Below are 23,044 nucleotides of genomic sequence, written 5' to 3' on the forward strand. Positions count from 1 at the left end.
TGCCGGCGGCGGAGGCAGCGGTGCGGGGCGTCAGCGCAGGTCGTCGCGGCCTACCTTGCGGTCCTGGATGAGCAGGCGGCCGCCCTCGTCGCGCACCAGCACGTCGGTGCAGGTGCAGACGCGGTGCACCCGGGAGTCACCCCCGAGAGGAGAGGCGAAGACGGTGGTGTAGGAGTGCACGACGACCGAGCCGTCCGGCTGCGGCACCACGTCGAAGACCCCCGGCCAGTGCCGGTGCTGCTCGCCTGCCTCCGCGAGGGCCGCCGCGCTGCGCCGGACGGCGGTGGCCAGGCCCGAACGCCCCACCACGGGCTCCGGCAGCGTGGGCACCGAGAAGCTTGCGTCCTCAGCGAAACCCGCCGCCCACGCGTCGGCCTCGCCCCTGTCGAGCTGGTGCATGTGGCGGGCGTAGAACTGCTGAACCTCCGCGTACAGGACGGCGAACGCGGTGGTGCTCGCGTCGGTGGCCTGCGGCTGGAACTCGGTCTGCGTAGTCACTGTGTCTTTCCCTCCATGGCGCGATCGGGCGCGGTGGTGTGTGGCACGACATCCTGCGCGGCCACGATCGAGCCGCGTTCGAGTCCGCATGCAGCGCACGGTCCGGCGGCCCCTGTCGAGGCGAATTCCAAGAGGCCTCGAGAACGGCCCGGAAATGTTGGCGGCGCCAAACCCAGCGTGGTGACGAGGCAAGGACCTGGAGGCACACCGTGACGAAGATCCAGCAGCATTCCGCCAGCGACGAGGTGGTCGTAGCGGCCCCGGCCGCGGTGGCGCGCGGCCTGGTCGACGACGTCATCGGCTGGACACAGCTGCATACGACCGCTGTCCACGCGGAGATCCTCGAGGACGACGGCACCGAACAGCTCATCCAGCACTGGGCCGTCGCCGACCGGCACTCGGTACGCACCTGGAAGGTCCGTCGCACCAGGGAGGCGGACCGCATCTCCTTCGTGCACGTGCCGGCCGAGCACCCGTTCGCCTCGCTCAGCGGCGAGTGGACTTTCAAGGAGCAGGACGGCAAGACCGTGGTGACCCTGCGCCACGACTTCACCCTGGCCGAGGGCGAGGAGGGCCGTCTCGACGAGGTCACCGACCGGCTGCACGCGGGCAATCAGGACTACCTGCGGGTCCTCGGCTACGCCGCGGAGAACGGCGAGGAGCTCGACCAGCTGATCATCCGCATGGAGGACCCGCTGTTCATCGCAGGTGACATCAAGGACGTGTACGACTACCTGTGGGAGGCGGACAAGTGGGAGGAGCGCATCCCCCACATCGCCAAGCTGGACCTCGAACAGCCCGCCGACGACGTCCAGTTCTTCGACATGGACACCTCCACCCCCGACGGCTCCTCGCACCGCACCCGCTCGGTCCGCATCGCCATCGAGCCCGACATCATCGTCTACAAGCAGACCGAACTGCCCGTGCTGCTCGACGGCCACACCGGCCACTGGAAGTTCACCCAGACCCCCGAGGGCGTCATCGCCGAGGCCCGGCACACCGCGACGATCAAGCCGTCCGCGCTGCACATCCTCGGCGAGGGCACGACCGTGCAGGACGCGCGCAATTACCTGCGCCGGGTCCTGAGCGCCAACAGCATGAGCAACCTGCGGCTGGCCAAGGCGTACGCGGAGGAGCGCGCCGGTGTCTGAGCTCCCGTCCGTCCCGGCGCTGCCGCTGGACGGGCTGCTGCGCCGGGCCGCCGAACGCGGCCCCGGCCACCCGGCCGTCCGTGACGAGCGGGGAGCGACCGGCTACGCCGAACTCGACGCGTACGCCGACCGGTTCGCCCGGGCCCTGCACCGGGCCGTCGGCGGCCGCGGCGCGGCGATCGGCGTGGCGAGCGTTCTCGACGCGGTGTTCGCGGCGGCCTTCTACGGCACCAGCCGCAGCGGCAACCGCATCGTGATGATCAATCCGCTGGTCCGGGAGGCGGCACTCGAGCACATCTTCCGCACGGCCGGCATCGAGATCGCCGTGGTGCCCGAAGAGACGGCCCGTCGGCTGCAGACCGTGCGGAAGAACCTGCCGGCGCTGCGCGAGGTGTACGTCATCGACGCGGACCCGGAAGGGACACCGCTCCAGGGCACCCGGCCGCTGGCCGACCTGTTCGCGCAGGAGGAGCCGGAGACGACGGCCCCGCTGCCCGATCCTGCCACCCGCCCTCTGGACGAGGTCGTCTGCATCCAGTTCACCAGCGGCACCACGGGTCCCCCCAAGGGCGTCATGCTCACCCACCGCAACCTGGTGACCAACGCCGTGCAGGTCGCGCACGTTCAGGGACTCGACAGCGCGTCGGTGTGCCTCAACCATCTGCCGCTCTACCACCTGATGCACCTCAATGCGACGGTGTACGCGGGCGGTACGCAGGTGCTGTGCCACGACCCGGACCCGGTCCGCTCGTTCACGGCCGCGGCTGAGGCGGCGGCGACCCACTACTTCTCCCTGCCCGTACGGCTGGCCAGGCTGGTGGCCGACGAGCGGTTCGCCGGCGTCGAGGCGGGACCTGCCCTGCGCGTGGTCGCCTCCGGCGGCTCGGCGCTCGCCCCGGCGGTCGCCCAGGCCCTGAGCGACCGGCTCGGCGTTCCCGTCATCCAGGGCTACGGCCTCGCCGAACTCTCCCCGCTCAGCCACAACGACCTGCTCGGCGACAGCCGGCCGGGCTCGGTCGGACCGGTCGTGCCGGGCACCGAGTGCCGGATCGTCGACCTGGACACCGGCGCCGACGTCGCCGCCGGAGAGAAGGGCGAAGTCCTGCTGAGGGGACCGCAGTTGATGGCCGGCTATCTGGGCCTGCCCGACGCTGCGGACATCGACGCGGACGGCTGGTTCCACACCGGGGACGTCGGCCACGAGGACACCGGCGGCCGGCTCTTCCTCGTCGACCGCATCAAGGACGTCTTCAAGGTCGGCAACGAACTGGTGTCGCCGAACGAGATCGAACGGCTCCTCTCCCACGACCCGGACGTCGCCGACTGCGTCGTCGTCGACTACCCCGACGCGTTCAGCAGCGCCGTGGTGTGGGCGGGTGTCGTCCCGGCCGGTCAGGGCCCGGTGGACCTCGCGGCCCTGACCGGCCGGGTCAACGCGCAGCTTGCCGAGCACCAGCACATCCGCCACGTCGAGGAGCTGACCGCCGTACCGCGCTCGCCCAACGGCAAGGTCGACCGGCGCCCGCTGCGCGAACGGCTGCGCAGCGCCGCGGCGGTGTAGGACCAGGCCCCCGGCCACCACACCACCCAAACCAGAGCAGGAGAGCACCGTGGTGACTTTCGTCAACAAGCTGACCATCAACGGCGACGTCGAGGAGTTCTTCCTCATCAAGGATTCCCTCACCGAATTCATGTCGGTCCAGCCCGGCTACCGCAGCTCGTCGATGCTGCGTCAGATCGGGCAGCCGAACGTCTTCATCGAGCTGGCCGAGTGGGATGACGCCGCCTCGCACCAGCGTGCGGTGCGCAGCGACGCGTTCCAGGCGCGGGTCAAGGGCCTCGGCGGCCTCGCAACCGTGGAGCCCGGCCTCTACCAGGAGGTCACCGAGGGCGGGGACAGCGGTGTCTGACGCAGCACAGGTGCTGGTGGCGGGGGCCGGCCCGGTCGGCCTCACCATCTCGCACGAACTGGCCCGGCGCGGGTTGCGGGTACGGCTGATCGACGCGGCTCCCGCACCCGCCACCACCAGCCGTGCGGTGGCCACGCATCCGCGCACCCTGGAGACGTACGACCAGATGGGCGTGATCGGTGAGATCCTCGCCCAGGCCCAGCAGATACGGGCCTTCACCATGTTCAGCAGCGGCCGCCGGCTGGTCCGGCTGGACGCGGACTACTCGACCATGCCCACCCGCTACCCGTTCACGGCCATCGTGGAGCAGGTCGACACCGAGGCCGTCCTACGGGCGGCCGTCGCCCGGCTCGGCGTCACCGTCGAGTGGGGGGTGCGGCTGACCGGCTTCGAACAGGAGGACGGCCGGGTCGTCGTCGCCCTCGAACATGCCGGCGGGAAGACGGAGTCCGTCGAGGTGCCCTGGCTCGTCGGCTGCGACGGTGGCCACAGCACCGTGCGCAAGACCCTGGGCCTGCCGTTGCTCGGCGAAGCCAGCGAGACATGGATGCTCGCCGACTCCCCGGTGGACGTGGATCTGCCGCGCGACAGCATCTACTGGATCCACATCGGCGCGCAGGCGTTGATGATGGTGCCGTTCCGGCGCGGTCGCCGCTGGCGCCTGCTGGACACCACCACCGCCTCGCCCGACACCCCGTCCGAGGAGATCGCCGCCCGCTTCGCCGAGAAGCTCACCCCGGGGCTCGGTCGCCCGGTCGACGTCCACGACCCCACCTGGACCTCAGTCTTCACCTTCCAGCAGCGGATGGTCCCGCGCATGGGCGAGGGCCGGGTCTTCGTCGCGGGCGACGCGGCCCATGTGCACAGCCCCGCCTCGGGACAGGGCATGAACACCGGCATCCAGGAGGCGTACAACCTGGCCTGGAAGCTGGCCCTGGTCGAACAGGGCCACGCCCGGCGGGAGCTCCTCGACTCATACAGCGCGGAGCGGGTCCCGATCGGAGAGCAGCTGCTGGGCTCCACCAAGAAGGCCACCTTCCTGGTCCAGCTGAAGAACACCTTCGCGCCGATCGCCCTGCCCCTCGTCTTCGGCGTCATCCGCAAGGTCACCCCGTTGCGCAAGAAGGTGCAGCGCAAGGTGCTCGGCAACATCTCCGGGCTGCTGCTCGGATATCCCGACTCGCCGCTGACCACGCCGGCAGCGGCCGGCCCGGGTCCGCTCCCGGGCACCCGTGCCTCCTCGGGCGCCGGGGCCGACCCGGACGACCCCGGCTGCCGCGCCTGGGCGGACGAACTCCGCGACACCCGCTGGACGCTGGCCGTGGCCGCGCCCGGTGCCGAGGACACGCCGACGGACACCGAGTGGCTGTCGGTACGGCTCCTGGACGACACCGTCCCGGACGTCCTCACCGCGGGTGGCACCCCCCTCGCCGACCCGAACGGCCGACTGCGCGCTGCCCTGGGCCTCGGGCCCGGCGGCTGGCTGCTGGTGCGCCCGGACGGCTACGTCGCCGCCCGGGGCACGGTACTGCACCGCAGGTCGCTGGCCCGGGCGCTGGCGGCCGCGCACCTCGACCGCCCGGGGACCCGGGCCGGGACACCGGCGCTGAGCACGCAGGGCACGGCGCCGTAGCACCGACGGCCGGACTCGTGCCCGGCCGGACCAGCACGGTCGTAGCACGACCGGACCAGCACGGACAGGTACGGAGACGAGTACGCATGGACATGGGACTCAAGGACCGCACGGTGCTGGTCACCGGAGCGTCCTCCGGCATCGGCGCGGCCATCGCCCGGGCCTACTCCGCCGAGGGCGCCCGGGTCGCCCTGACCTACCGCGGCAACCGCGACACCGGCGAACGGCTCGCCCACGAACTCGGCGCGCGCCAGGACCTGGCCATGGCGGTGCGGTACTCGCTTGCCGAGCCGGAGACCGTGGAGTCCGCCGTCGCCGAAGTCACCGAGCGCTGGGGCGGCATCGACGTGCTCGTCGCCAACGCGGTGCGCTGGGCCCCGCGGCGGCCCCCGGGCGAGCACTTCGAGGACGTCGCGACGGGAGACTGGCTGGCGTTCCTCGACGACAACCTGGCACCGACACTGCGCACCGTGCAGCTCGCCGTGGCCGGCATGCGCGAGCGGTCATGGGGCCGGATCGTGCTCATCTCCTCGCACGTGGCGCTCGACGGCCACCGCGGCCAGGAGTTCTACGGCGCCGTCAAGTCCGCGCTGCACGGCTTCGCCCGGAACCTCGCCTGGGACGTCGGCACCGACGGCGTTCTGGTGAACGTGATCTGCCCGGGTCTGACCGCCACCGAGCGGGTGCTGTACGGCCTGCCCCCGGAAATCCGGGAGCGGGAGACCAGGCTGACGTCCACGGGCCGGCTCAGCACCCCCGAGGACATCGCCACCGCCGCACTCTTCCTGGGCTCGGCGGCCAACGGCAACACCACCGGCCAGATCGTCACCGTGGCCGGCGGCCGGTGAACCGACGACAAGACGAAAGGCACGGCATGACCACCACCGAACCGACCGCCCCCGCCCGCGAGGAAGTGCTCGCAGGCGCCGCGCCGTACACCAGCCGCATCCTCTCGACCTACGACATGTGGGTGCTGGGATTCGTCTGCCCGGTGGTGTGGGGCTGCCCGCGCGACGAGATGCTGCGGCAGTACAACCGGTCCGTCGGCGCCCGCCACCTGGATCTCGGTCCCGGCACCGGCTGGTTCCTGGAGCGCGCCGCCTTCCCGACCCTGACCCCCGAGCTCACCCTCGTCGACCTCAACGAGGGGGTGCTGCGCAAGGCCGGCGGACGGGTCGCACACCTGCGCCCGCAGCTTCTCAAGCGCGATGTGCTCGCCCCCCTGGACCTCGGTGAGGAGACCCGGTTCGATTCCGTCGCGCTGAACATGCTCATCCACTGCCTGCCGGGAGACATGGCGCACAAGGCGACCGTCTTCGACCATGTCCTGCCCCACGTGGCACCCGGCGGCCGCATCTTCGGCTCCACCGTGCTGGCCAAGGGTGTGCAGCACGGCAGGCTCGCGCCGAAGGCGCTGGAGAACCTCAACGACGGCAACGGCCCGATGAACAACCTCGACGACTCGCTGGAGGACCTGGAGTCCGAACTCGCCGGCCGCTTCAAGAACATCCGGCTCGCGGTGCGCGGCTCGATCGCGCTGTTCGACATCACGATCGACTGAGAAAGGGGAACCGCCGTGTCCGTCGCAAGGAACGACATGACCGGCTTCATGCTCACCCATGACCTCATCCGCCGTGCCGTGCCGGAACTCTCCGAGCGGCTGACCGCCGCTGAACCAGGCGACGGCGCGGCGGTACGGAGGATCGTGCGCTGGTGGGGGGTGTTCACCACCATCCTCAACCGCCACCACGAGGTCGAGGACCGCCTGGTGTGGCCGGTGGCGATCGCCGCCGCGCCCGGGCTCGCCGATGCCGTCACCGAGATCGAGGGTCAGCACGCCACTCTCGACGGCCATCTGGAACACATCGACGCCGGGCTCGCCGGGCTGTCCGAGGCGCTGGCCGACACCTGGCACGAGAGGGTTGCGGCACTGCGCGAGACCGTGGCCGTCTTCGACGCCGTCCTGGAGGAGCACCTGATCCTCGAGGAGCGCACCCTGGTGCCCGCCCTGGAGACCACCGTCGGCCCTCAGGCCTTCGCGGCGCTCGGTGCCGCGCTGGCCCGTGACCACTCCCCGCAGAGCGTCGCCACCGAGATGCCGATGGTGGTCGCGCACGCGGGCGAGGCGCAGCGCGAGGTGATGCTGGGCCGCATGCCGGCGCCGGTGCGCCAGCGCTTCCTCACCGAGTGGGAGCCCCGCTACCAGGAACTCGTCGACTCACTCCCGGGCGGCCGGCATCCGGCCCGCGCGGCCTGACCGTAACCCCGCCCCTCGGCACATGGCGCCGGCACCGCGTCCTACGCGGTGCCGGCGCCATGTGTGCGGCCGGTGGTCGCTCAGGTCCCGGACGGACGCATCAGGATCCGGTCGAGGATCCTGTCCAGGAAGTGCGCGGAGGGCTCCTGGCCCGGCTGCGAACGCCAGGCCACGAAGCCGTCGGGCCGTACCAGCACGGCGCCGCCGGCATCCACGCCCAGCGCGCCCGGCCAGCTGCCCGCCTTGTCGGCCAGGTCCGTGCCGATGCGCACCACGCGGAGGGCCGTGCTGTCGTCCGCGGCCCGGGCCCAGCCCTCGCCGCCCGGTCCGGCCAGCAGCACGAGCGCGTCATGGAACAGCTCGATGCTCGACAGCTCCCGGGCGCCGTCCGCCAGCGGGAGGTGCGGGGCCCGGGTGCCGGGTTCGCCGTCCAGCTCCTTGGGGTGCAGGGCGGCCGGCCCGTCGGGGCGCGCGCCGAGCACGGCGGGGGAGTCGTAGCGGTAGCCCATGACGACCGCCAGGATGTCCAGCGGGCCCTGCCCGTCGCTGCGGCCCGCGGCCCGGTCGCTCTGGCGCTCGGTGGCGAAACGCGCGGCCAGCCGGGCCACCGGGCGCCGCTCGCTCTCGTAGGTGTCGAGCAGCCCCTCTCCGGCCCGCCCGGACAGCACCGCGGCCAGCTTCCACGCGAGGTTGTGGGCGTCCTGGACACCGGTGTTGGCACCGAGCCCGCCGGTCGGCGGGAACACGTGCACCGCGTCACCGACGAGGAAGACCCGGCCGTCGCGGTAGCGGTCGGCCACCCATGCGGTGAGCTCCCACGGGTGGGCGAGCCTGCTGCTGCCCGGGATCGCCGGGACGGCCCGCGCGGGCAGGCCGGGCACGCCGACGGCGGCACGGAACAGCTCCACACAGCGCTCGGGCGTGAAGTCTTCGGTGCTCTCGCCGCGTTCGGGGTGGTAGGGGACGATGAGCAGCCAGCGCTCCAGTGTGTCCAGCGGGGTGAGCAGGGTGCCGGGTTCGGGCTCGTCCAGGTAGCACAGGGCGACCCGGCGGCCGCGCAGCGGCTCGGTGAGGTCGGCCTCGAAGACGACGCTGACCACGGGCGTCGCCTCGGCGATGATGTCGCGGTCGATGCCCAGGCTCTCCCGGATGCCGGAGCGGTGTCCGTCGGCGGCGACGAGGTAGTCGGCGCGCACGACGGTGCGTTCGCCCAGGATCCGGTCGACGATGACCGCGGTGACCCCCGTGCCGTCGTCCTTGTACGAGACAAGCCCGGTCGAGAACCGCACATCGGCACCGCGCCGGACCGCATGCCTGCGCAGGATCGGCTCGGCCGTGCTCTGGTCGACGAGAGCCGGGTCGCTCGGGCTGAGCCCGGCGAGGGTCTCGGGTGCCGGGCGCACCTCGCGCAGGATCTCCTCGCCTGCCAGCGTCACCGCGCGGCAGCGCTCGTCGAACTCCTGGAAGATCGACTGGGGCGCCGAACGGATGTCCGCCTCGACGCCGTGGGACAGATAGACCTCCATCGTACGGGCGTTGATGTTGCGCCCCTTGGGCAGCACGGACGTGTCCTGGTGCCGTTCGACCACTACGACGTCGACGCCCTGGTCGCGCAGGAACAGGGCGGCCGACAGGCCCACGATCCCTCCTCCCACGATCAGGACCTGGGTGGTGAGCTCGGGCATACGTCTCCCTCTCTTCGGTCGCTGCGGATTGTTCGGCTCACGCCGTCTGCCGTTCTCGCCGAACGGCCGGACAAGGCTGCCTGGGGGCGGGCGCCCGGCCGGCCATCGCGGCGTCGGTGACCGCGACGCCGGCCAGAGCGGCCTCCACCCGGTCCACCAGGCCGTCGTCCAGGTCGACTTCCAGAGCGAGCAGGGTGTCGCGGAGCTGGTCGGGGCGGGAGGCCCCGGTGACGGCGCAGGACACAGCGGGATTGCGCAGCACCCAGGCCAGGGCCAGTCGGGCCGGGGTGAGCCCGGCCTCCTTCGCGAGCGGCACCAGTGCGTGGACGGCGGTGAGCACCGCCTCGTCCAGGTAGTTCCACCGGTTGAGGGACTTCGCGCCGCCCTCGGCACCGGCCGCCCGGCTGCCCTCGGGCAGCCCCTGCCCGGGCCGGTACTTGCCGGTCAGCACCCCGCCCGCCAGCGGCGACCAGACCATCTGGCCCACGCCCGCCTCGGTGCAGGCCGGCATCACCTCGCCTTCGATGACCCGCCACAGCAGCGAGTACTGCGCCTGGTTGGAGACCAGCGGAAAGCGCAGTTCACGGGCGAGCGCTGCCGCGGCGCGGATCTGCGGGGCCGTCCACTCCGAGACGCCGATGTAGAGCGCCTTGCCGCTGTGCACGAGGTCGGCGAAGGCCGACACGGTCTCCTCCAGCGGGGTCTGCCCGTCCCAGCGGTGCGCCTGGTAGAGGTCGATGTAGTCGGTGCCCAGCCGGCGCAGCGAGGCCTCCGCCGAGTCGCGGATGTGCTTGCGGGAGAGCCGGCCCTCGTTCGCGCCCGGCCGCGGGGAGCGGCCCACCTTGGTGCACAGCACCAGGTCCGAGCGGCGCTGTCCGGCCAGGAACGTGCCGAGCAGCTCCTCCGCCCGGCCCTGGGCGTAGGCGTCGGCGGTGTCGAAGGTGGTGATCCCGGCGTTCAGTGCGGCGTGCACACAGGAGCGCGCGGCCCCGTCGTCGATCTGGTTGCCATGGGTCAGCGAGTTGCCGAACGCCACCCGGCTGACCATCAGACCGCTCGTGCCCAGCGCTGCGTACTGCATGATCTGCTCCTTCTGGACCAGTGGTCAGGCCCGCGCGGCGACGAACAGCCTGGTGGGCAGGTTCGGTACGTCGTGCACCTCGGGCTCGGTGAGGCCGGCCGCCCGGAACATCCGCAGGCAGCCTTCGGTGGCGGGCACTTCGCCGCCGCGGGTCCAGGCCAGCAGCAGCAGCGACAGCATCCGCCCGCCGAACTCGCGGGCCGGTCCGAAGTCGCCCACGGTGAACCCCGCGGCCACCACCCGCCCGCCCGGGGCCAGCACCTCGCGGGCCCGGCGCAGCAGCCGTATGCCGTCCTGCTCCGTGTACTGCGGCAGGAGGTTGGCGAGGACGACCAGGTCGTACGGCCCTTCGAGGTCCGTGCTGAAGGCGTCACCGGCGATGAGTGCGGTGCGCTCGGCCAGCCCCATCGCGGCGGCGTTCTCGCGGGCCGCCGTCAGCATGTCCGGCCAGTCGAGACCGACCACCCGGGTCTGCGGGAACGCCTGGGCGAACAGCAGCCCGGAAAGGGCATGTCCGCAACCGAGATCGAGCAGCCGGAGTGTGTCCCGCTTCTCGGCCGCCCAGTCGCCGAGGACCTCGGCGAGGGCGGCGGCCACCGGGCGGGTGGCGAAGGTGCCGTGGGCGTTGAAGTCCTGCCAGTAGGTGAAGTGCGGCGAACTCGCATCCTCGTCGAGGAGGGTGGTGCCGGCCCGCACGATCTCGGTGAGGGCGCCCATCGACTCCCACTCCGCCTGCGAGGCGGCGACGACGGTGGCGTCCCCCGCGTACTCGGGGCTCGTGGTGACGAGGAACCGCCCGGCGCCGTCGGCGAGAGCGAATTCCTCGTGCTCCGGAACGCCGTGTTCGGTGACGTAGCCGATGGCGGCCAGCGTGGTGAGCAGCACGCGCACCGCGCGGGCCGGTGCGCCGACCGCCTTGGACACGTAAGCCGCGTCCCGTGGACCGTCGGCGAGGGCGTCGAAGACCCTCAGCTCGATCGCGGTGCGCAGCACACTGGTCCGTTTGAAGGCCAGCAGGGTCTCCAGAATGGTCTGTCGGGTGATCGGCCCGGGGGCCGGTGCCACTGCGGCCATACGTGTCGTCGTTCCTCTCGCTCCGGGTTCGGACACGGGCTCCTGCGGGGCCAGGCTGTGGTCTCGCGCTCGAAGCGGGCTCGATCGGCCGTCGAGGGCGGCGGGCCAGGCTCGTGGCAACTGGCAGCCGAGGAGAGGAACACACCATGGCGGCACCCGTGATCCAGCAGGCAGAACCCCAGCTCGTCGTGCACAGCGGGTCGGTGGCGGCGCCCGCCGGGCTCTGCTTCGACCTCGTCGCCGGGGTGGAGAGCGCGCCGCAGTTCTTCGGCTCGCATCTGCATGCCGAGGTGCGGCGCGGCGGCGGCCGGCAGGTCGTGGAGCGGTGGGTGATCGCGCCCGGCGGAGGCATCCGCAACTGGACGGCGGACCGGTTCGTCGACGTGACGGCCCGTCGTATCGTCTTCGAGCACGCGGGAGGCAGGCCGCCGGTGGCGGGCATGCGTGGCGAGTGGTCCTTCACCCCGTCGGCCGGCGGCACGACGGAGGTGCGGCTGGAGCACGCGCTCACCTTCGCCGGCGCCACCACGCCCGTGGAGGTCCGGGCCGCGCTCGCCGACATCGACCGAGGAGGTCGTGCCCAGCTCGACCAGTTGCGTGCGGTCGCCGAGTCGTACCCGCGGCTGACGGCCCGCACCGTACGGGCCGAGGCACGCACGGTCGTGCCCGGGGCGTGCACGGACGTCTACGAGCGGCTGGCGCAGGCCGTCGGGGCGGACCACCACTGGGCGGCGGCTCTTCTGCCTGGTCGCGCGGTCGTCCTCAAGCGGGTCGCGGGCCTGTCCTCGCGGCTGCACGCGGCCACCGCCCGGATCGACCTCACCCAGACCGCGTCCGGCGTGGAGATCAGCCTCTGCGCCCGGCTGACTTCCGCGGAGTCCGGCCCTGTCCCGGCGGCACTCCACCGCTGGCTGCCGCCGGTGGCCCAGCGCGAGCTGGCGCTGCTGGCAGCGGCCCTGTAGGGCGGGGCTGCGGGTCCCGTCAGGGGCGCGGCCCGCGGGCCGGCGATACGCCGTCCGGGCGTACCGCGTAGGTGCCGAGGACCGGCTCCAGGCGGTCGAAGGCATCCTCGGCGGCGGCCGCGGCCAGACGGTCGGCCTCCGCGGGCGGGGTGTCCGCGCGGTCCAGGGAGCGCACCAGGCGGAACAGCACCCGGTGGGCGGCAGCGAGCTGGGCCGCGGCGAGGAGGGGGGTGAGGCCGTCCGGCGCGGTACCGGTCGCGGCGGCGAGGGCTTCGGCGAGCACCTCCTCGCGCTGCTCGTCGATCTCCCGCTCGCGGGCACGCAGCCGGGTGCTGTCGTGCACCAGGCGGGCGAAGCCGGGTGAGGCATGACCGGTCAGCACCGGGTAGCCGCCGCCGAGGGCCGAGAGGAACGCGCGCCGCAGTCCGTGCAGCGCGGACTCGCCGGGCAGCCGCTCCCGCACGGTGCGCGCGAGGCTGTCGACGACGAGTTCGTGGGCGTCGAAGACGAGGTCCTCTTTGAGGGGGAAGTAGTTCGTGACGGTCATTTTGGAGACGTCGGCGGCCTCGGAGACCTCCGTGATCGTCACGTTGTCGAAGCCCTTCTCGATGAAGAGCAGCGTCGCGATGTGCGCAAGGCGGTCCCGGGTCTCCTGCTTCTTGCGCTCCCTGAGGCCTGTTCCGGCCTTCCGGGCTGATGCTGCCGGTCTCTGCATGGTTCCCATCGTAACCACTCCTTTGGTTCGGCCTATTCTTAGGCTTGACATAAACAATGGTCCGACATAAATTTACGGCTGTCCAGTCCCGCAGCCGTACGGAGGTCCTTTTGAAGCGCACGGTCGCCCCACCCGCCACGGTCGGACTGCCCGACGAGGCGGACCGCATCGATCCCCAGCTGGTGCGCATCGGCTTGGTGCTGGTCCTCGGGGCCGTCCTCGCTCAGCTCGACACCACGATCGTGAGCGTCGGTGTGGCCTCCATGAGGGACGGTCTGCATGCCTCGCTCACCGCCGTCCAGTGGGTGAGCACGGGCTACCTGCTGGCCGTCGCCCTGGTCGCCCCCCTGTCCGGCTGGCTGATCCAGCGCTTCGGCGGCAAGCGGGTATGGCTCGCCTCCGTGGCTCTGTTCATTGGCGCCTCCGCGCTCAGCGGGCTCGCCTGGTCGGCCGGTTCGCTGATCGCCTTCCGGCTGCTGCAGGGCCTCGGCGGCGGGTTGATGCAACCCATCGGACAAGCCGTCGTCGCCCGGATCGCCGGGCCCCGGCGCATCGGACGACTGGTCGGGATCATCACCACCCCGGTCTCCCTCGCGCCAATCCTGGGGCCGGTTGTCGGCGGCCTGGTCCTCCACGCGGCCGGCTGGCGCTGGCTCTTCTACCTCAACGTGCCCATCGGACTGGCCGCGCTGGTGCTGGCCGCGCGCATGGTGCCCAGTGACGACGGCGAGCGGCAGACCTCCCTCAAGCCCGACGGGCTCGGCCTGGCCCTGCTGCCGCCCGGCCTCGCGGCCCTCGTCTACGCCCTGGGGCAGACAGAGGGCGGCAGCCTCGACCCGCTGCAGACCACCATCCTGTTCGCCGGCCTCGCCCTGATCGCCGGGTACGTCGTTCACGCGCTGCGCACCGAGCGGACGCCCCTGGTCGACCTCAGGCTGTTCGCGGGCCGCGGATTCACCCTCGCGAGCGTCAACACCTTCCTGCTGGGAGCCGCGCTGTACAGCTCGATGCTCCTGCTGCCGCTGTACTTCATGCAGGTACGCGGCACGGGCGCCTTCGAAGCGGCCCTGATGCTCGCACCGCAGGCGCTCGGCACAGCTCTGGCCACCCTGCCCGCCGGCCGGATCACCGACACCTACGGCCCGCGCGCCGTGGCCGTCGTGGGCATCCTGCTGACCCTCGCGGGGACCGTGCCGTTCGTCCTGTCCGGCTCGGGCCCGGGCACCGCCCTCCTGGTCGCCGCCCTGTTCGTGAGGGGACTCGGCTTCGGAGTGATCACGCCGCCGAACGTCGCCGCCACGTACACCTCCGTCCAGCGGAGCCAGGTGCCCGCCGCCACCAGCGCCCGCACGGTCCTCAACCGCATCGGCGGCTCGATCGGCACAGCAGTCCTCGCGGTCGTCCTGCAGTCCGCCCTGGCCGGCGCCCACCCCGGACACCAGGGGGTGCGGGACGCCTACGCCCAGACCTTCTGGTGGGCCCTGGCCTTCGGCGCGCTGACCCTCCTGCCCGCACTGTTCTACCCGCGCCGCGCCCCGGGCCGGGGCTGATCGCGCACCGCACCTCTCACCACCTCGGCACCGACATCACAGGAGTCCCCTTCATGACCACCTCCCCTCACCGGCACCGCACCGGCCTGCGCCTCATGGCCGTGCACGCCCACCCGGACGACGAGTCCAGCAAGGGTGCCGCGACACTGGTCAGGTACTCCCGCGAGGGTGCCGGGGTCCTGGTGTGCACGATGACCGGGGGAGAGCGCGGCGACGTGCTCAACCCGCGGCTCGACCGGCCCGAGGTGTGGGCCGAACTGCCCGAGCGCCGCCGCAAGGAGATGCTCCGGGCACGCGAGATCCTCGGCGTCGACCAGAGGTTCCTCGGCTTCACCGACTCCGGCCTGCCCAAGGACGGCGAACAGCTGCCCGACGGCTGCTTCGCACTGCAGCCCCTCGAGACCGCCGCCCGCCCCCTGGTGGAGGCGGTGCGCTCCTTCCGCCCGCACGTGCTGGTCACCTACGACGAGAACGGCGGCTATCCCCACCCCGACCACGTCATGACCCACCGGGTGTCCGTGGAAGCCTTCGAGGCGGCGGGCGACCCGGACCGCTATCCGGGCACCGGCGAGGCGTGGCAGCCCCTGAAGCTCTACTACACCTGTGCCTTCAACAAGGACTACTTCCGTGCGATCAACGCTGCGATGACCCGCGCTGGGCTCGAGTCTCCGGCGGCCGGCCTGCTGGAGAACTGGCCGGACGACTGGCCGACCTGGGAGGTGACGTCGAAGGTCGAATGCGCCGAGTACTTCCCTGTGCGCCGCGCGGCACTGCTGGCCCACGAGACCCAGGTCGACCCCGACGGGCCCGAACTGTCCACCCCGATGAGCCTGGAGGCCGAGGCCTGGCCCACCGAGGACTACCACCTGGCCACCTCGCGCGTAGCGGACGACCTGCCCGAGGACGACCTGTTCGCGGGGATCACGGCCGACGCGCACTGACTGTCGAGCGCTGCTCCAGCCGGACTCCGCCCACCTGCCACAGGGTGGGCCGGGCCGGAGCGGCCCGTCGCACAGTGCCGTTGTCCCACCGTGCCCTTAGGGAGTCCCATGCGTATCGTCCGCTATCGCGAGTTCGGCCCGCCTGACGTGCTGAAGGTGGAAGAGGCCGAGAAGCCCGACCCGGGGCCGGGCATGGTGCGCCTGCGCACCGAGGCGATCGGCGTCAACTTCGCGGGCCTGCAGGAGCGTCAGGGCATCTTCTACGCCCACCACTCCGAGCCGCCCGCCTGCCCCGGTGGTGATGTCGTCGGCTTCGTCGACGCAATCGGCCCGGACGTCACCGGCGTAACGGCCGGCGCGCGCGTGGCCAGCATCATCTTCAAGGACTCCTACGCCGACCATGTGCTCGCCCGCGCCCGTGACCTGGTGCCGGTGCCGGCCGGGATGGACGCCGGCCAGGCCACGATGATCTCCTCGCCGGCCCAGGTCGGCCTCGAAGTCGTCAAGGCCGCCCGGATCCAGCCGGGTGACACCGTCCTCGTGCACGCGGCGGCCGGAGCCATCGGCCACCTGGTGGTGCAGATGGTCAGGGCACTGGGCGCGGGCAAGGTCATCGCCGCCGCCAACTCCGCCGCGAAACTCGCCTTCGCGCAGGAACTCGGCGCCGACACCGGCGTCGACTACAGCCGGGAGGGCTGGGACGAGGAAGTCCGCAGGATCACCGGCGGTGCCGGCGTCGACGTCGTCCTCGACAGCGTCGGCGCGGACATCACCACCCGGAGCATCGCCCTGCTCAGGCCGTACGGGCGACTGGTGTTCTACGGCTCGGCCTCGGGCGGCAAGCAACTGCCGTCGGTGTCCATGGAGGAGATTGCCGGCGTCCGGTACGTCACCCACTTCACCATGGCCGCCCTCGACGGTGACCTGGAGGCCATCGAGGAGGGCGTTCGTACGGTCACCGAGATGGTGCTCTCCGGCAAGGTCCGGCCCGTCGTGCACACCGAACTGCCGCTGACCGAGGCGGCCAAGGCACACCAGCTGATGGAGGACCGGGCACAGCTCGGCCGGGTCGTGCTCATCCCCTGAGCGCCGCCCCGGCCCCACAGACAGCGGCGGCCCCGATCCCCTCCCCGCATCCGGCGGAGCCGCCGCGCCTCCACTCCTTTTCACCGCTAGCGCAAGGAAGCAGTGCATGACGACCTCCGCGAATACCACCTCGGCCGCGCCGGAGCACAGCGACCGCGTCGACGCAGCCCTGCTCAAGCTCGGCATCGTCCTCATTCTCGGAACGATCGTGGCCGTGCTCGACGCCACCATCGTCAGCGTCGCCATCGACTCCATCCAGCGGGATCTCGGCAGCCCCCTGTCCACCATGCAGTGGGTCAGCACCGGCTACCTGCTCTCTTTCGCACTGGTCGTGCCGCTCAGCGGCTGGGCCACCGAGCGGTTCGGCGCCAAGCAGGTCTGGATGACCTCCGTGGCCTGCTTCGTGGGCAGTTCGGCGCTGTGCGGGCTGGCCTGGTCGGCCGGTTCCCTGATCGCCTTCCGGATCCTCCAGGGCCTCGGCGGCGGATTCATCCAGCCCATCGGCCAGTCGATGATCGCGCAGGCGGCGGGCCCCCGGCGGCTCGGCCGGGTGATGAGCATGCTGGTCATCCCCCTCACCTTCGCCCCACTCCTCGGTCCGGTGCTGGGCGGCGTCGTCCTCTCCCAGCTCAGCTGGCCCTGGATCTTCTACATCAACGTCCCCGTCGGCATCGTCACCCTGATCCTCGCCGCGAAGGTGCTGCCCGCCACCGAGCCCAAGGGCGGCCACACCCTGGACACCCTCGGTCTCCTGCTGGCCTGCCCCAGCGTGGCCGCCCTGATGTACGGGTTCTCCGAGGCCGCCGGCGACGCCTCGCCCACCTCGCCCGAGGTGACCGTCCCGGTGCTCCTCGGGGCCGCGCTGCTCGTCGGTTACGTCGTGCACGCCCGGCGCTACCGGGGCAACCCACTGCTCGACCTCAGACTGTTCGGCAACCGGGGCTTCAGCGTCTCCGTGTCGACCTCGTTCCTGCTCGGTGCGGCCCTGTTCAGCTCGATGTTCATGCTGCCGCTCTACTACCAGCAGGTACGCGGTCAGGACGCCCTGCACGCCGGGTTGCTGCTGATCCCCCAGGACCTGGGCGTCGCGGTCTCCATGATGTTCGCGGGCAAGCTCTCCGACCGCCTCGGCGGCCCCCGGCCCATCGTGCTCGCCGGCATCGTGCTCGCCCTCGCCGGCACCCTGCCCTACACCCAGGTCGGCGACCACCCCAGCGAAGTACTGCTCACCCTCGGCCTGTTCGTCCGGGGCGTCGGCATCGGCGCCACCATGACGCCGGCCATGGCCCAGGTCTTCCGCAGTGTCCAGCCGCAGGAGATCCCGCGGGCCGCGGGCCTCAGCAACGTCCTGCACCGCGTCGGCGGTTCCATCGGCACGGCCGCGCTCGCCGTGGTGCTGCAGCACCAGCTCACCGCCCACTCGGCGGCCCCGGCCTTCGGCGACGCCTTCTGGTGGGCGTTCGGCATCAGCGCCCTGACGGTGGTGCCCGCGGTGCTGCTGCCTGGCCGGCAGCGCCGCTGACCACCCCCAGACCTCTTCGTCCCAGACAGGTGTGAACTGTGCGCATCCTCTTCGTGGCTCATGGACCCGCTCATGTTCCCTGGATCGTGCCGCTCGCCTGGGCGAGCCGGCTCGCCGGGCACGAGGTGCGCGTCGCCGCCCGGCCGCAGTCGGTCGCGCGGGTCACCGCGGCCGGTCTGATCGCCGTGCCGATCGGTGACTCGGCGGCGGGCGACGCCTTCATCCGGCGGACCGCACCCCTCACCGGCGAACGCCCCAAAAGGCTGCCCGCCACGTGGCCGAGCGGCCCGCTCGGCTGGAGCGAGGAACGCCGGCTGCACTGGAGCGACCAGGTGCTCGGCCTCGCCGACTCGCTCGCCGACGACATGGTGGACTTCGCCCGGTTCTGGCGCCCGGACCTCGTGGTGTACGACGTGGGGGCAGTCGTCGGCCTGGTCGCCGCGGCGGCTGTCGGCGTCCCCGCCCTCGCGCACAGTTGGTGCCAGCCGCTGGGCCTGTACTTCCTCCATGAGGACGAGGTACCGCCCACCTACCCACGGCTGTTCGAGCGCTTCGGAGCCGAACCGAGGATCGGCACGGACACCTGGATCGACTGCACCCCGCCGGCTCTGCACACCCCGCACCCGGTGCCGCGCATCCCCATGAGGTACGTCCCTTACAACGGCCCCGGCGAGGTGCCGGACTGGCTGCGGGAAGAACCCAAGCGGCCCCGGATCTGCGTCACCGGCGGCATCACCACCTCCACCGTGGACGACTTCGGCCGCCAACTCCTCGACGAGGCGGCCGAGGTGGACGCCGACGTGGTCATGGCGGTGACCCGCCCCGAGGCCTTCGACGGCCTCACCCTGCCCGGCAACGTCCGGCTGACGGGCTGGGTACCGCTCGGTGCACTCCTTCCCACGTGCTCGGGCCTCGTCCAGCACGGCGGTGCCGGGTCCACCATGACAGCCCTCGCGTACGGCGTCCCCCAGCTCGTCGTCCCCGACGGCACAGACACTCCGCAGAGCCTGTGCGCCGACCAGGTCGCCCGCTCCGGCACCGGAATCCACCTCACCCCCGCCGAACGCGCCCGGCCCGGCGCCCTCGCCGCCGCCCTCGGCGACCTGCTCACGCAGGCCGAGTACGCCCGGCGCGCCGGCGTCGTGAGCGAGGAGATCGCCGCGATGCCGCCCGCCGCCGAGGTCGTCTCCCTCCTGGAGCAGCGGGCGGCGCACGCCACTGACTCCCAGCCAACTTCCACTGCGAAATAGGTAGGTCCTGACATGACTGACACCCAGACCGCCGTCGAGATGCCACAGGTCAGCTGGACCGCCCTGGGCGCGGCGTGGACGCGCGCGCGGGAGGGCGAGCGGGCCGACGCGCTGTTCACCGACGACCTCGCCCCGCACTTCATCGCCGCCGTCGGCGACAAGGCCCCCTACATCGAGGCGGGCGACCAGGTGCTGGACGGGCACGACGGGGACGTGCTCGCCAACCCGTTCACGGCGATGGGCGACTACGTAGCCATCCGCACCCGCTGGCTCGACGACCTGCTCCGCCGGGCCGCCGCCGACGGCATCCGCCAGGTCGTCCTGCTCGCCGCGGGGCTCGACACCCGCGCGTACCGCATCGAATGGCCCCCGGAACTGCAGCTGTTCGAGCTGGACCTGCCCGACCTGATCGCCTTCAAGGAAGAGGTGCTCCGCGCCAGCGGCGCCCGCCCCGCCTGCGCCCGCCACGCCGTCTCCTTCGACCTGCGCGAGGGCTGGGCGGGCGCGCTGCGGGCGGCGGGGTTCGACGCCACCCGGCCCACCGCCTGGCTGGCCGAAGGACTGCTGCACTACCTCACGCCCGCCGACAACCAGCAGATGCTGGACGACATCGGTGCCCTTTCGGCCCCCGGCAGCATGCTGGCGACCGACCACATCGAGGCGGCCATGATGGGCGGCGACAACGCCGAGACTGCCGACTCGACCGGCCTCGAATACGACCAGTTGGTCAAGGGCGGTCCCGGCGAGCACCCGGTGCGCTGGCTGGAGCGGTCCGGCTGGCAGGTGGAGTCCCGCAGCCCCGCCGACTGCGCCGTCGAATACGGCCGCCCGATCCCGCCCCTGCTGGATCCGGCCGTGCCCGGCAGCGTCTGCGAGGGCGCGCTCTACCTCCAGGCGCGGTGGCACGGCGGAACCCGCGACGCGGCCTGAGCCGGCCCGCGGACAGGGCGCCGGGGCCGCGACAGCGGCGGCCCCGGCGCCCTGCTGTGCCCTTCGGCGCCCCGCCCGCCGGGATCACACCTCGGCCCGGGTCCTGTGGGCTTCAAGTGCCTTTCGAGGCGGCACCCGGAACCTCGAATGACAGCCGTATGCCAGGACCAGCAGGAGACACCGATGACCATGGGGACAGCAACAGGTGACGACCGATGAACCGTCGTGTCGTCATCACCGGAATCGGGGTCGTCGCCCCGGGGGCAGTGGGCACCAAGGCGTTCTGGGAGATGCTCACCGAAGGCCGTACCGCCACACGGAACATCAGCCTCTTCGACGCCTCGCAGTTCCGCTCCAGGATCGCCGCCGAGGTGGACTTCGACCCGACCGAGCACGGATTCACCACCGAGGAGGCCGAACGGCTCGACCGGGCCGCCCAGTTCGCGGTCGTGAGCGCCCGTGAGGCCGTCGCCGACAGCGGGATGACCGGAGACCTCGACCCGCTGCGCACCGGCGTGGCGCTGGGCAGCGCAGTCGGCTGCACCATGGGCCTGGACCTCCAGTACAACGAGGTGAGCCGGGGCGGTTCCGGCTGGCACGTGGACCACACCCTGGCCGTCGACCACCTCTTCGACTACTTCGTGCCCAGCTCCATGGCGGCCGAGGTCGCCTGGGCCACGGGAGCCCAGGGGCCGGTGTCCATGATCTCCACAGGCTGCACATCCGGCCTGGACTCCATCGGCCACGCGGTCGAACTGATCCGGGAAGGAAGCGCCGACGTGATGGTCGCCGGCGCGACCGAGGCACCCATCTCGCCCATCTCCGTGGCGTGCTTCGACGCCATCAAGGCCACCTCGCCGCGCAACGCCGAGGCGGCCACCGCCTCCCGGCCCTTCGACCGCAGCCGCAACGGCTTTGTGCTCGGTGAGGGCAGCGCCGTCCTGGTCCTGGAGGACATGGACCACGCCCGCCGCCGCGGCGCGCACGTGTACGCGGAGATCTCCGGCTTCGCCAGCCGCTGCAACGCCTACCACATGACCGGACTGCGCGCGGACGGCAAGGAGATGGCCGAGGCCATTCGTGTCGCACTCGACGAGGCGCGCCTGGACCCCACAGCCGTGGACTACATCAACGCCCACGGTTCCGGCACCAAGCAGAACGACCGTCACGAAACCACTGCCTTCAAGCGCAGCCTCGGTGACCACGCCTACCGGATCCCGGTCAGCTCCATAAAGTCGATGATCGGTCACTCCCTCGGTGCGATCGGCTCCCTGGAAGTGGCCGCGAGCACCCTGGCGATAGAGCACAACACCGTGCCGCCGACCGCCAATCTGCACGAGCCCGATCCCGCCTGCGACCTGGACTACACACCTCTCACCGCGCGCGAGCACCGCACCGACACGGTGCTGAGCGTCGGCAGCGGGTTCGGCGGCTTCCAGAGCGCCATGGTCCTGACCGGCCCCGGCGTACGGGAGGCGGCATGACCACCCTCGCCCCCGAGACCGGCCGGGGCCGGGCTCCGGCCGCACCGGCCGGCGCACCGGTCGTCACCGGGATCGGTGTCGCCGCCCCCAACGGCTTGTCCGCCCGTGTGTGGTGGAACGCCGTGCTGCACGGCGAGAGCGGCATCCGCCGGGTCACCCGTTTCGATCCCGCCCGCTACCCGGCTCACCTCGCCGGCGAGGTGCCCGGCTTCGTCGACGCGGAGTACATCCCCAGTCGGCTGCTGCCGCAGACCGACCGGATGACCCGGCTCTCCCTCGCCGCCGCGCAGGAGGCCCTCGACGACTCGGGCCTGGACCCGGAGCGGCTGCCCGAGTACGGGGCGGGCGTCATCACCGCGAGCTCCGCCGGCGGCTTCGAGTTCGGCCAGCGGGAGCTGCAGGCGCTGTGGAGCAAGGGCGGCCAACACGTCAGCGCGTACCAGTCCTTCGCCTGGTTCTACGCCGTCAACAGCGGCCAGATCTCCATCCGGCACAAGCTTCGCGGCCCCAGCGGCGTCCTGGTCAGCGAGCAGGCGGGCGGCCTCGACGCCGTCGCCCAGGCCCGCCGACAGCTGCGCCGCGGGGTGAGCGTGGTGGTGACCGGGGGCGTCGACTCCGCGATCTGCCCGTGGGGCTGGACCGCCCACATCGCCGGCGGCCGCCTGAGCGTCAGCCAGGACCCGGCCCGCGCCTACCTGCCGTTCTCGGCGGACGCGAACGGTGAGGTGGTCGGCGAGGGCGGTGCCCTGCTCGTCCTGGAGGACGCGGGCGCCGCCCGGCAGCGCGGCGCCCGGGCGTACGGAGAGATCGCCGGGTACGCCGCCACGTTCGATCCGGCGCCCGGTTCCGGCGGGACACCGGCCCTGGGCCGGGCCGCGGAGCTCGCCCTCGCCGACGCCGGGGTGAGGCCGGACCAGGTCGACGTCGTGTTCGCCGACGCGGCCGGCGAGCGGGCCGCGGACCAGGCGGAGGCCGAGGCGCTGGCGGAGCTGTTCGGCCCGTACGCCGTCCCGGTCACCGCGCCGAAGACGATGACCGGCCGGCTCTCGGCGGGCGGCGCGTCCCTGGACCTGGCCGCCGCGCTGCTGTCGCTGCGCGACCAGGTGGTCCCGCCGACCGTGAACGTCGCCGCGCCCGCCGGAGACTGCCGGATCGACCTGGTGACCGGCGGGCCGCGGTGGCTTCCCCTGCGCACCGCTCTCGTCCTGGCCCGGGGACGCGGCGGCTTCAACGCCGCCGTGGTCGTCCGCGCCGTCCGCTGACACCCGGCGAAACCCACAGACAACCAGAAAGCCACCGCAAGCCAGAAGGCCGA

At 72.1% G+C, this 23,044-nt stretch carries 21 protein-coding genes; 16 read left to right on the forward strand and 5 right to left on the reverse strand.

Annotation, left to right across the window (positions count from 1 at the left end; all coding sequences use genetic code 11):
* Positions 1-30: 30 nt before the first annotated feature.
* Positions 31-498, reverse strand: coding sequence for a nuclear transport factor 2 family protein (locus tag OG504_RS52435; protein WP_405987810.1), 468 nt, complete (start codon positions 496-498; stop codon positions 31-33).
* A 209-nt stretch (positions 499-707) separates the two neighbouring features.
* Here OG504_RS52435 and OG504_RS52440 point away from each other — a divergent pair, with 209 nt between their 5' ends.
* From OG504_RS52440 to OG504_RS52470, 7 genes are all read left to right on the forward strand, one after another.
* Complete coding sequence (locus tag OG504_RS52440) at positions 708-1,649, forward strand: SRPBCC family protein (protein ID WP_405987809.1); 942 nt, start codon at positions 708-710, stop codon at positions 1,647-1,649.
* Entirely contained in the window at positions 1,642-3,210 is a 1,569-nt protein-coding gene (locus OG504_RS52445) for a class I adenylate-forming enzyme family protein (protein WP_405987808.1), read from the forward strand. Before OG504_RS52440 ends, OG504_RS52445 begins: the two co-directional genes overlap by 8 nt.
* A 49-nt stretch (positions 3,211-3,259) precedes the next feature.
* On the forward strand, positions 3,260-3,559 hold the full coding sequence (locus tag OG504_RS52450; protein ID WP_405987807.1) for an antibiotic biosynthesis monooxygenase family protein: 300 nt from the start codon (positions 3,260-3,262) through the stop codon (positions 3,557-3,559).
* Entirely contained in the window at positions 3,552-5,192 is a 1,641-nt protein-coding gene (locus OG504_RS52455) for an FAD-dependent monooxygenase (protein ID WP_405987806.1), read from the forward strand. Before OG504_RS52450 ends, OG504_RS52455 begins: the two co-directional genes overlap by 8 nt.
* Positions 5,193-5,278: 86 nt before the next feature.
* On the forward strand, positions 5,279-6,040 hold the full coding sequence (locus OG504_RS52460; RefSeq protein ID WP_405987805.1) for an SDR family NAD(P)-dependent oxidoreductase: 762 nt from the start codon (positions 5,279-5,281) through the stop codon (positions 6,038-6,040).
* A 26-nt stretch (positions 6,041-6,066) separates the two neighbouring features.
* Positions 6,067-6,753, forward strand: coding sequence for a class I SAM-dependent methyltransferase (locus OG504_RS52465; protein WP_405987804.1), 687 nt, complete (start codon positions 6,067-6,069; stop codon positions 6,751-6,753).
* A gap of 15 nt (positions 6,754-6,768) precedes the next feature.
* Positions 6,769-7,449, forward strand: coding sequence for a hemerythrin domain-containing protein (locus OG504_RS52470; RefSeq protein WP_405987803.1), 681 nt, complete (start codon positions 6,769-6,771; stop codon positions 7,447-7,449).
* Between the two features lie 80 nt (positions 7,450-7,529).
* Here OG504_RS52470 and OG504_RS52475 read toward each other — a convergent pair whose 3' ends face one another.
* The 3 genes from OG504_RS52475 to OG504_RS52485 are packed head-to-tail and all read right to left on the reverse strand — an operon-like array spanning position 7,530 to position 11,289.
* Positions 7,530-9,134, reverse strand: coding sequence for an FAD-dependent oxidoreductase (locus OG504_RS52475; RefSeq protein WP_405987802.1), 1,605 nt, complete (start codon positions 9,132-9,134; stop codon positions 7,530-7,532).
* Between the two features lie 37 nt (positions 9,135-9,171).
* Positions 9,172-10,215 carry an aldo/keto reductase family protein gene (locus OG504_RS52480; protein WP_405987801.1) on the reverse strand — a complete coding sequence of 348 codons (1,044 nt, stop codon included), beginning with the start codon at positions 10,213-10,215 and terminating at the stop codon, positions 9,172-9,174.
* A 24-nt stretch (positions 10,216-10,239) separates the two neighbouring features.
* Positions 10,240-11,289 (reverse strand): methyltransferase domain-containing protein, encoded by a 1,050-nt coding sequence (locus tag OG504_RS52485; protein WP_405987800.1) that lies wholly within the window; start codon positions 11,287-11,289, stop codon positions 10,240-10,242.
* 146 nt (positions 11,290-11,435) lie between these two features.
* Here OG504_RS52485 and OG504_RS52490 point away from each other — a divergent pair, with 146 nt between their 5' ends.
* Entirely contained in the window at positions 11,436-12,251 is an 816-nt protein-coding gene (locus OG504_RS52490) for an aromatase/cyclase (protein WP_405987799.1), read from the forward strand.
* A gap of 19 nt (positions 12,252-12,270) precedes the next feature.
* Here the strand turns inward: OG504_RS52490 and OG504_RS52495 are convergent, their stop codons facing one another.
* A complete protein-coding gene (locus tag OG504_RS52495) occupies positions 12,271-12,966 on the reverse strand; it encodes a TetR/AcrR family transcriptional regulator (protein WP_405987798.1) in 696 nt (231 codons plus the stop codon).
* Between the two features lie 110 nt (positions 12,967-13,076).
* Here OG504_RS52495 and OG504_RS52500 point away from each other — a divergent pair, with 110 nt between their 5' ends.
* The 8 genes from OG504_RS52500 to OG504_RS52535 all read left to right on the forward strand — a co-directional run bounded on the left by OG504_RS52500 (position 13,077) and on the right by OG504_RS52535 (position 22,991).
* Positions 13,077-14,516 (forward strand): MDR family MFS transporter, encoded by a 1,440-nt coding sequence (locus tag OG504_RS52500; protein ID WP_405987797.1) that lies wholly within the window; start codon positions 13,077-13,079, stop codon positions 14,514-14,516.
* A gap of 53 nt (positions 14,517-14,569) precedes the next feature.
* Positions 14,570-15,457, forward strand: coding sequence for a mycothiol conjugate amidase Mca (gene mca / locus OG504_RS52505; RefSeq protein WP_405987796.1), 888 nt, complete (start codon positions 14,570-14,572; stop codon positions 15,455-15,457).
* Between the two features lie 108 nt (positions 15,458-15,565).
* Positions 15,566-16,543 (forward strand): zinc-binding alcohol dehydrogenase family protein, encoded by a 978-nt coding sequence (locus OG504_RS52510; RefSeq protein WP_405987795.1) that lies wholly within the window; start codon positions 15,566-15,568, stop codon positions 16,541-16,543.
* A 106-nt stretch (positions 16,544-16,649) separates the two neighbouring features.
* Positions 16,650-18,065, forward strand: coding sequence for an MDR family MFS transporter (locus OG504_RS52515; protein ID WP_405987794.1), 1,416 nt, complete (start codon positions 16,650-16,652; stop codon positions 18,063-18,065).
* A gap of 38 nt (positions 18,066-18,103) precedes the next feature.
* Positions 18,104-19,315 carry a nucleotide disphospho-sugar-binding domain-containing protein gene (locus OG504_RS52520; protein WP_405987793.1) on the forward strand — a complete coding sequence of 404 codons (1,212 nt, stop codon included), beginning with the start codon at positions 18,104-18,106 and terminating at the stop codon, positions 19,313-19,315.
* Positions 19,316-19,327: 12 nt separating this feature from the next.
* The gene (locus OG504_RS52525; RefSeq protein ID WP_405987792.1) at positions 19,328-20,245 is read left to right on the forward strand and encodes an SAM-dependent methyltransferase; all 918 of its coding nucleotides are present in this window, start codon (positions 19,328-19,330) and stop codon (positions 20,243-20,245) included.
* 215 nt (positions 20,246-20,460) lie between these two features.
* Complete coding sequence (locus tag OG504_RS52530) at positions 20,461-21,729, forward strand: beta-ketoacyl-[acyl-carrier-protein] synthase family protein (protein ID WP_405987791.1); 1,269 nt, start codon at positions 20,461-20,463, stop codon at positions 21,727-21,729.
* Positions 21,726-22,991 carry a ketosynthase chain-length factor gene (locus OG504_RS52535; RefSeq protein ID WP_405987790.1) on the forward strand — a complete coding sequence of 422 codons (1,266 nt, stop codon included), beginning with the start codon at positions 21,726-21,728 and terminating at the stop codon, positions 22,989-22,991. The genes OG504_RS52530 and OG504_RS52535 overlap by 4 nt, the downstream gene beginning before the upstream one ends.
* The last annotated feature ends 53 nt before the right edge of the window (positions 22,992-23,044 follow it).

Origin of the sequence: Streptomyces sp. NBC_00986, assembly GCF_045162565.1 — a bacterium.
Classification (GTDB): Bacteria; Actinomycetota; Actinomycetes; order Streptomycetales; family Streptomycetaceae; genus Streptomyces.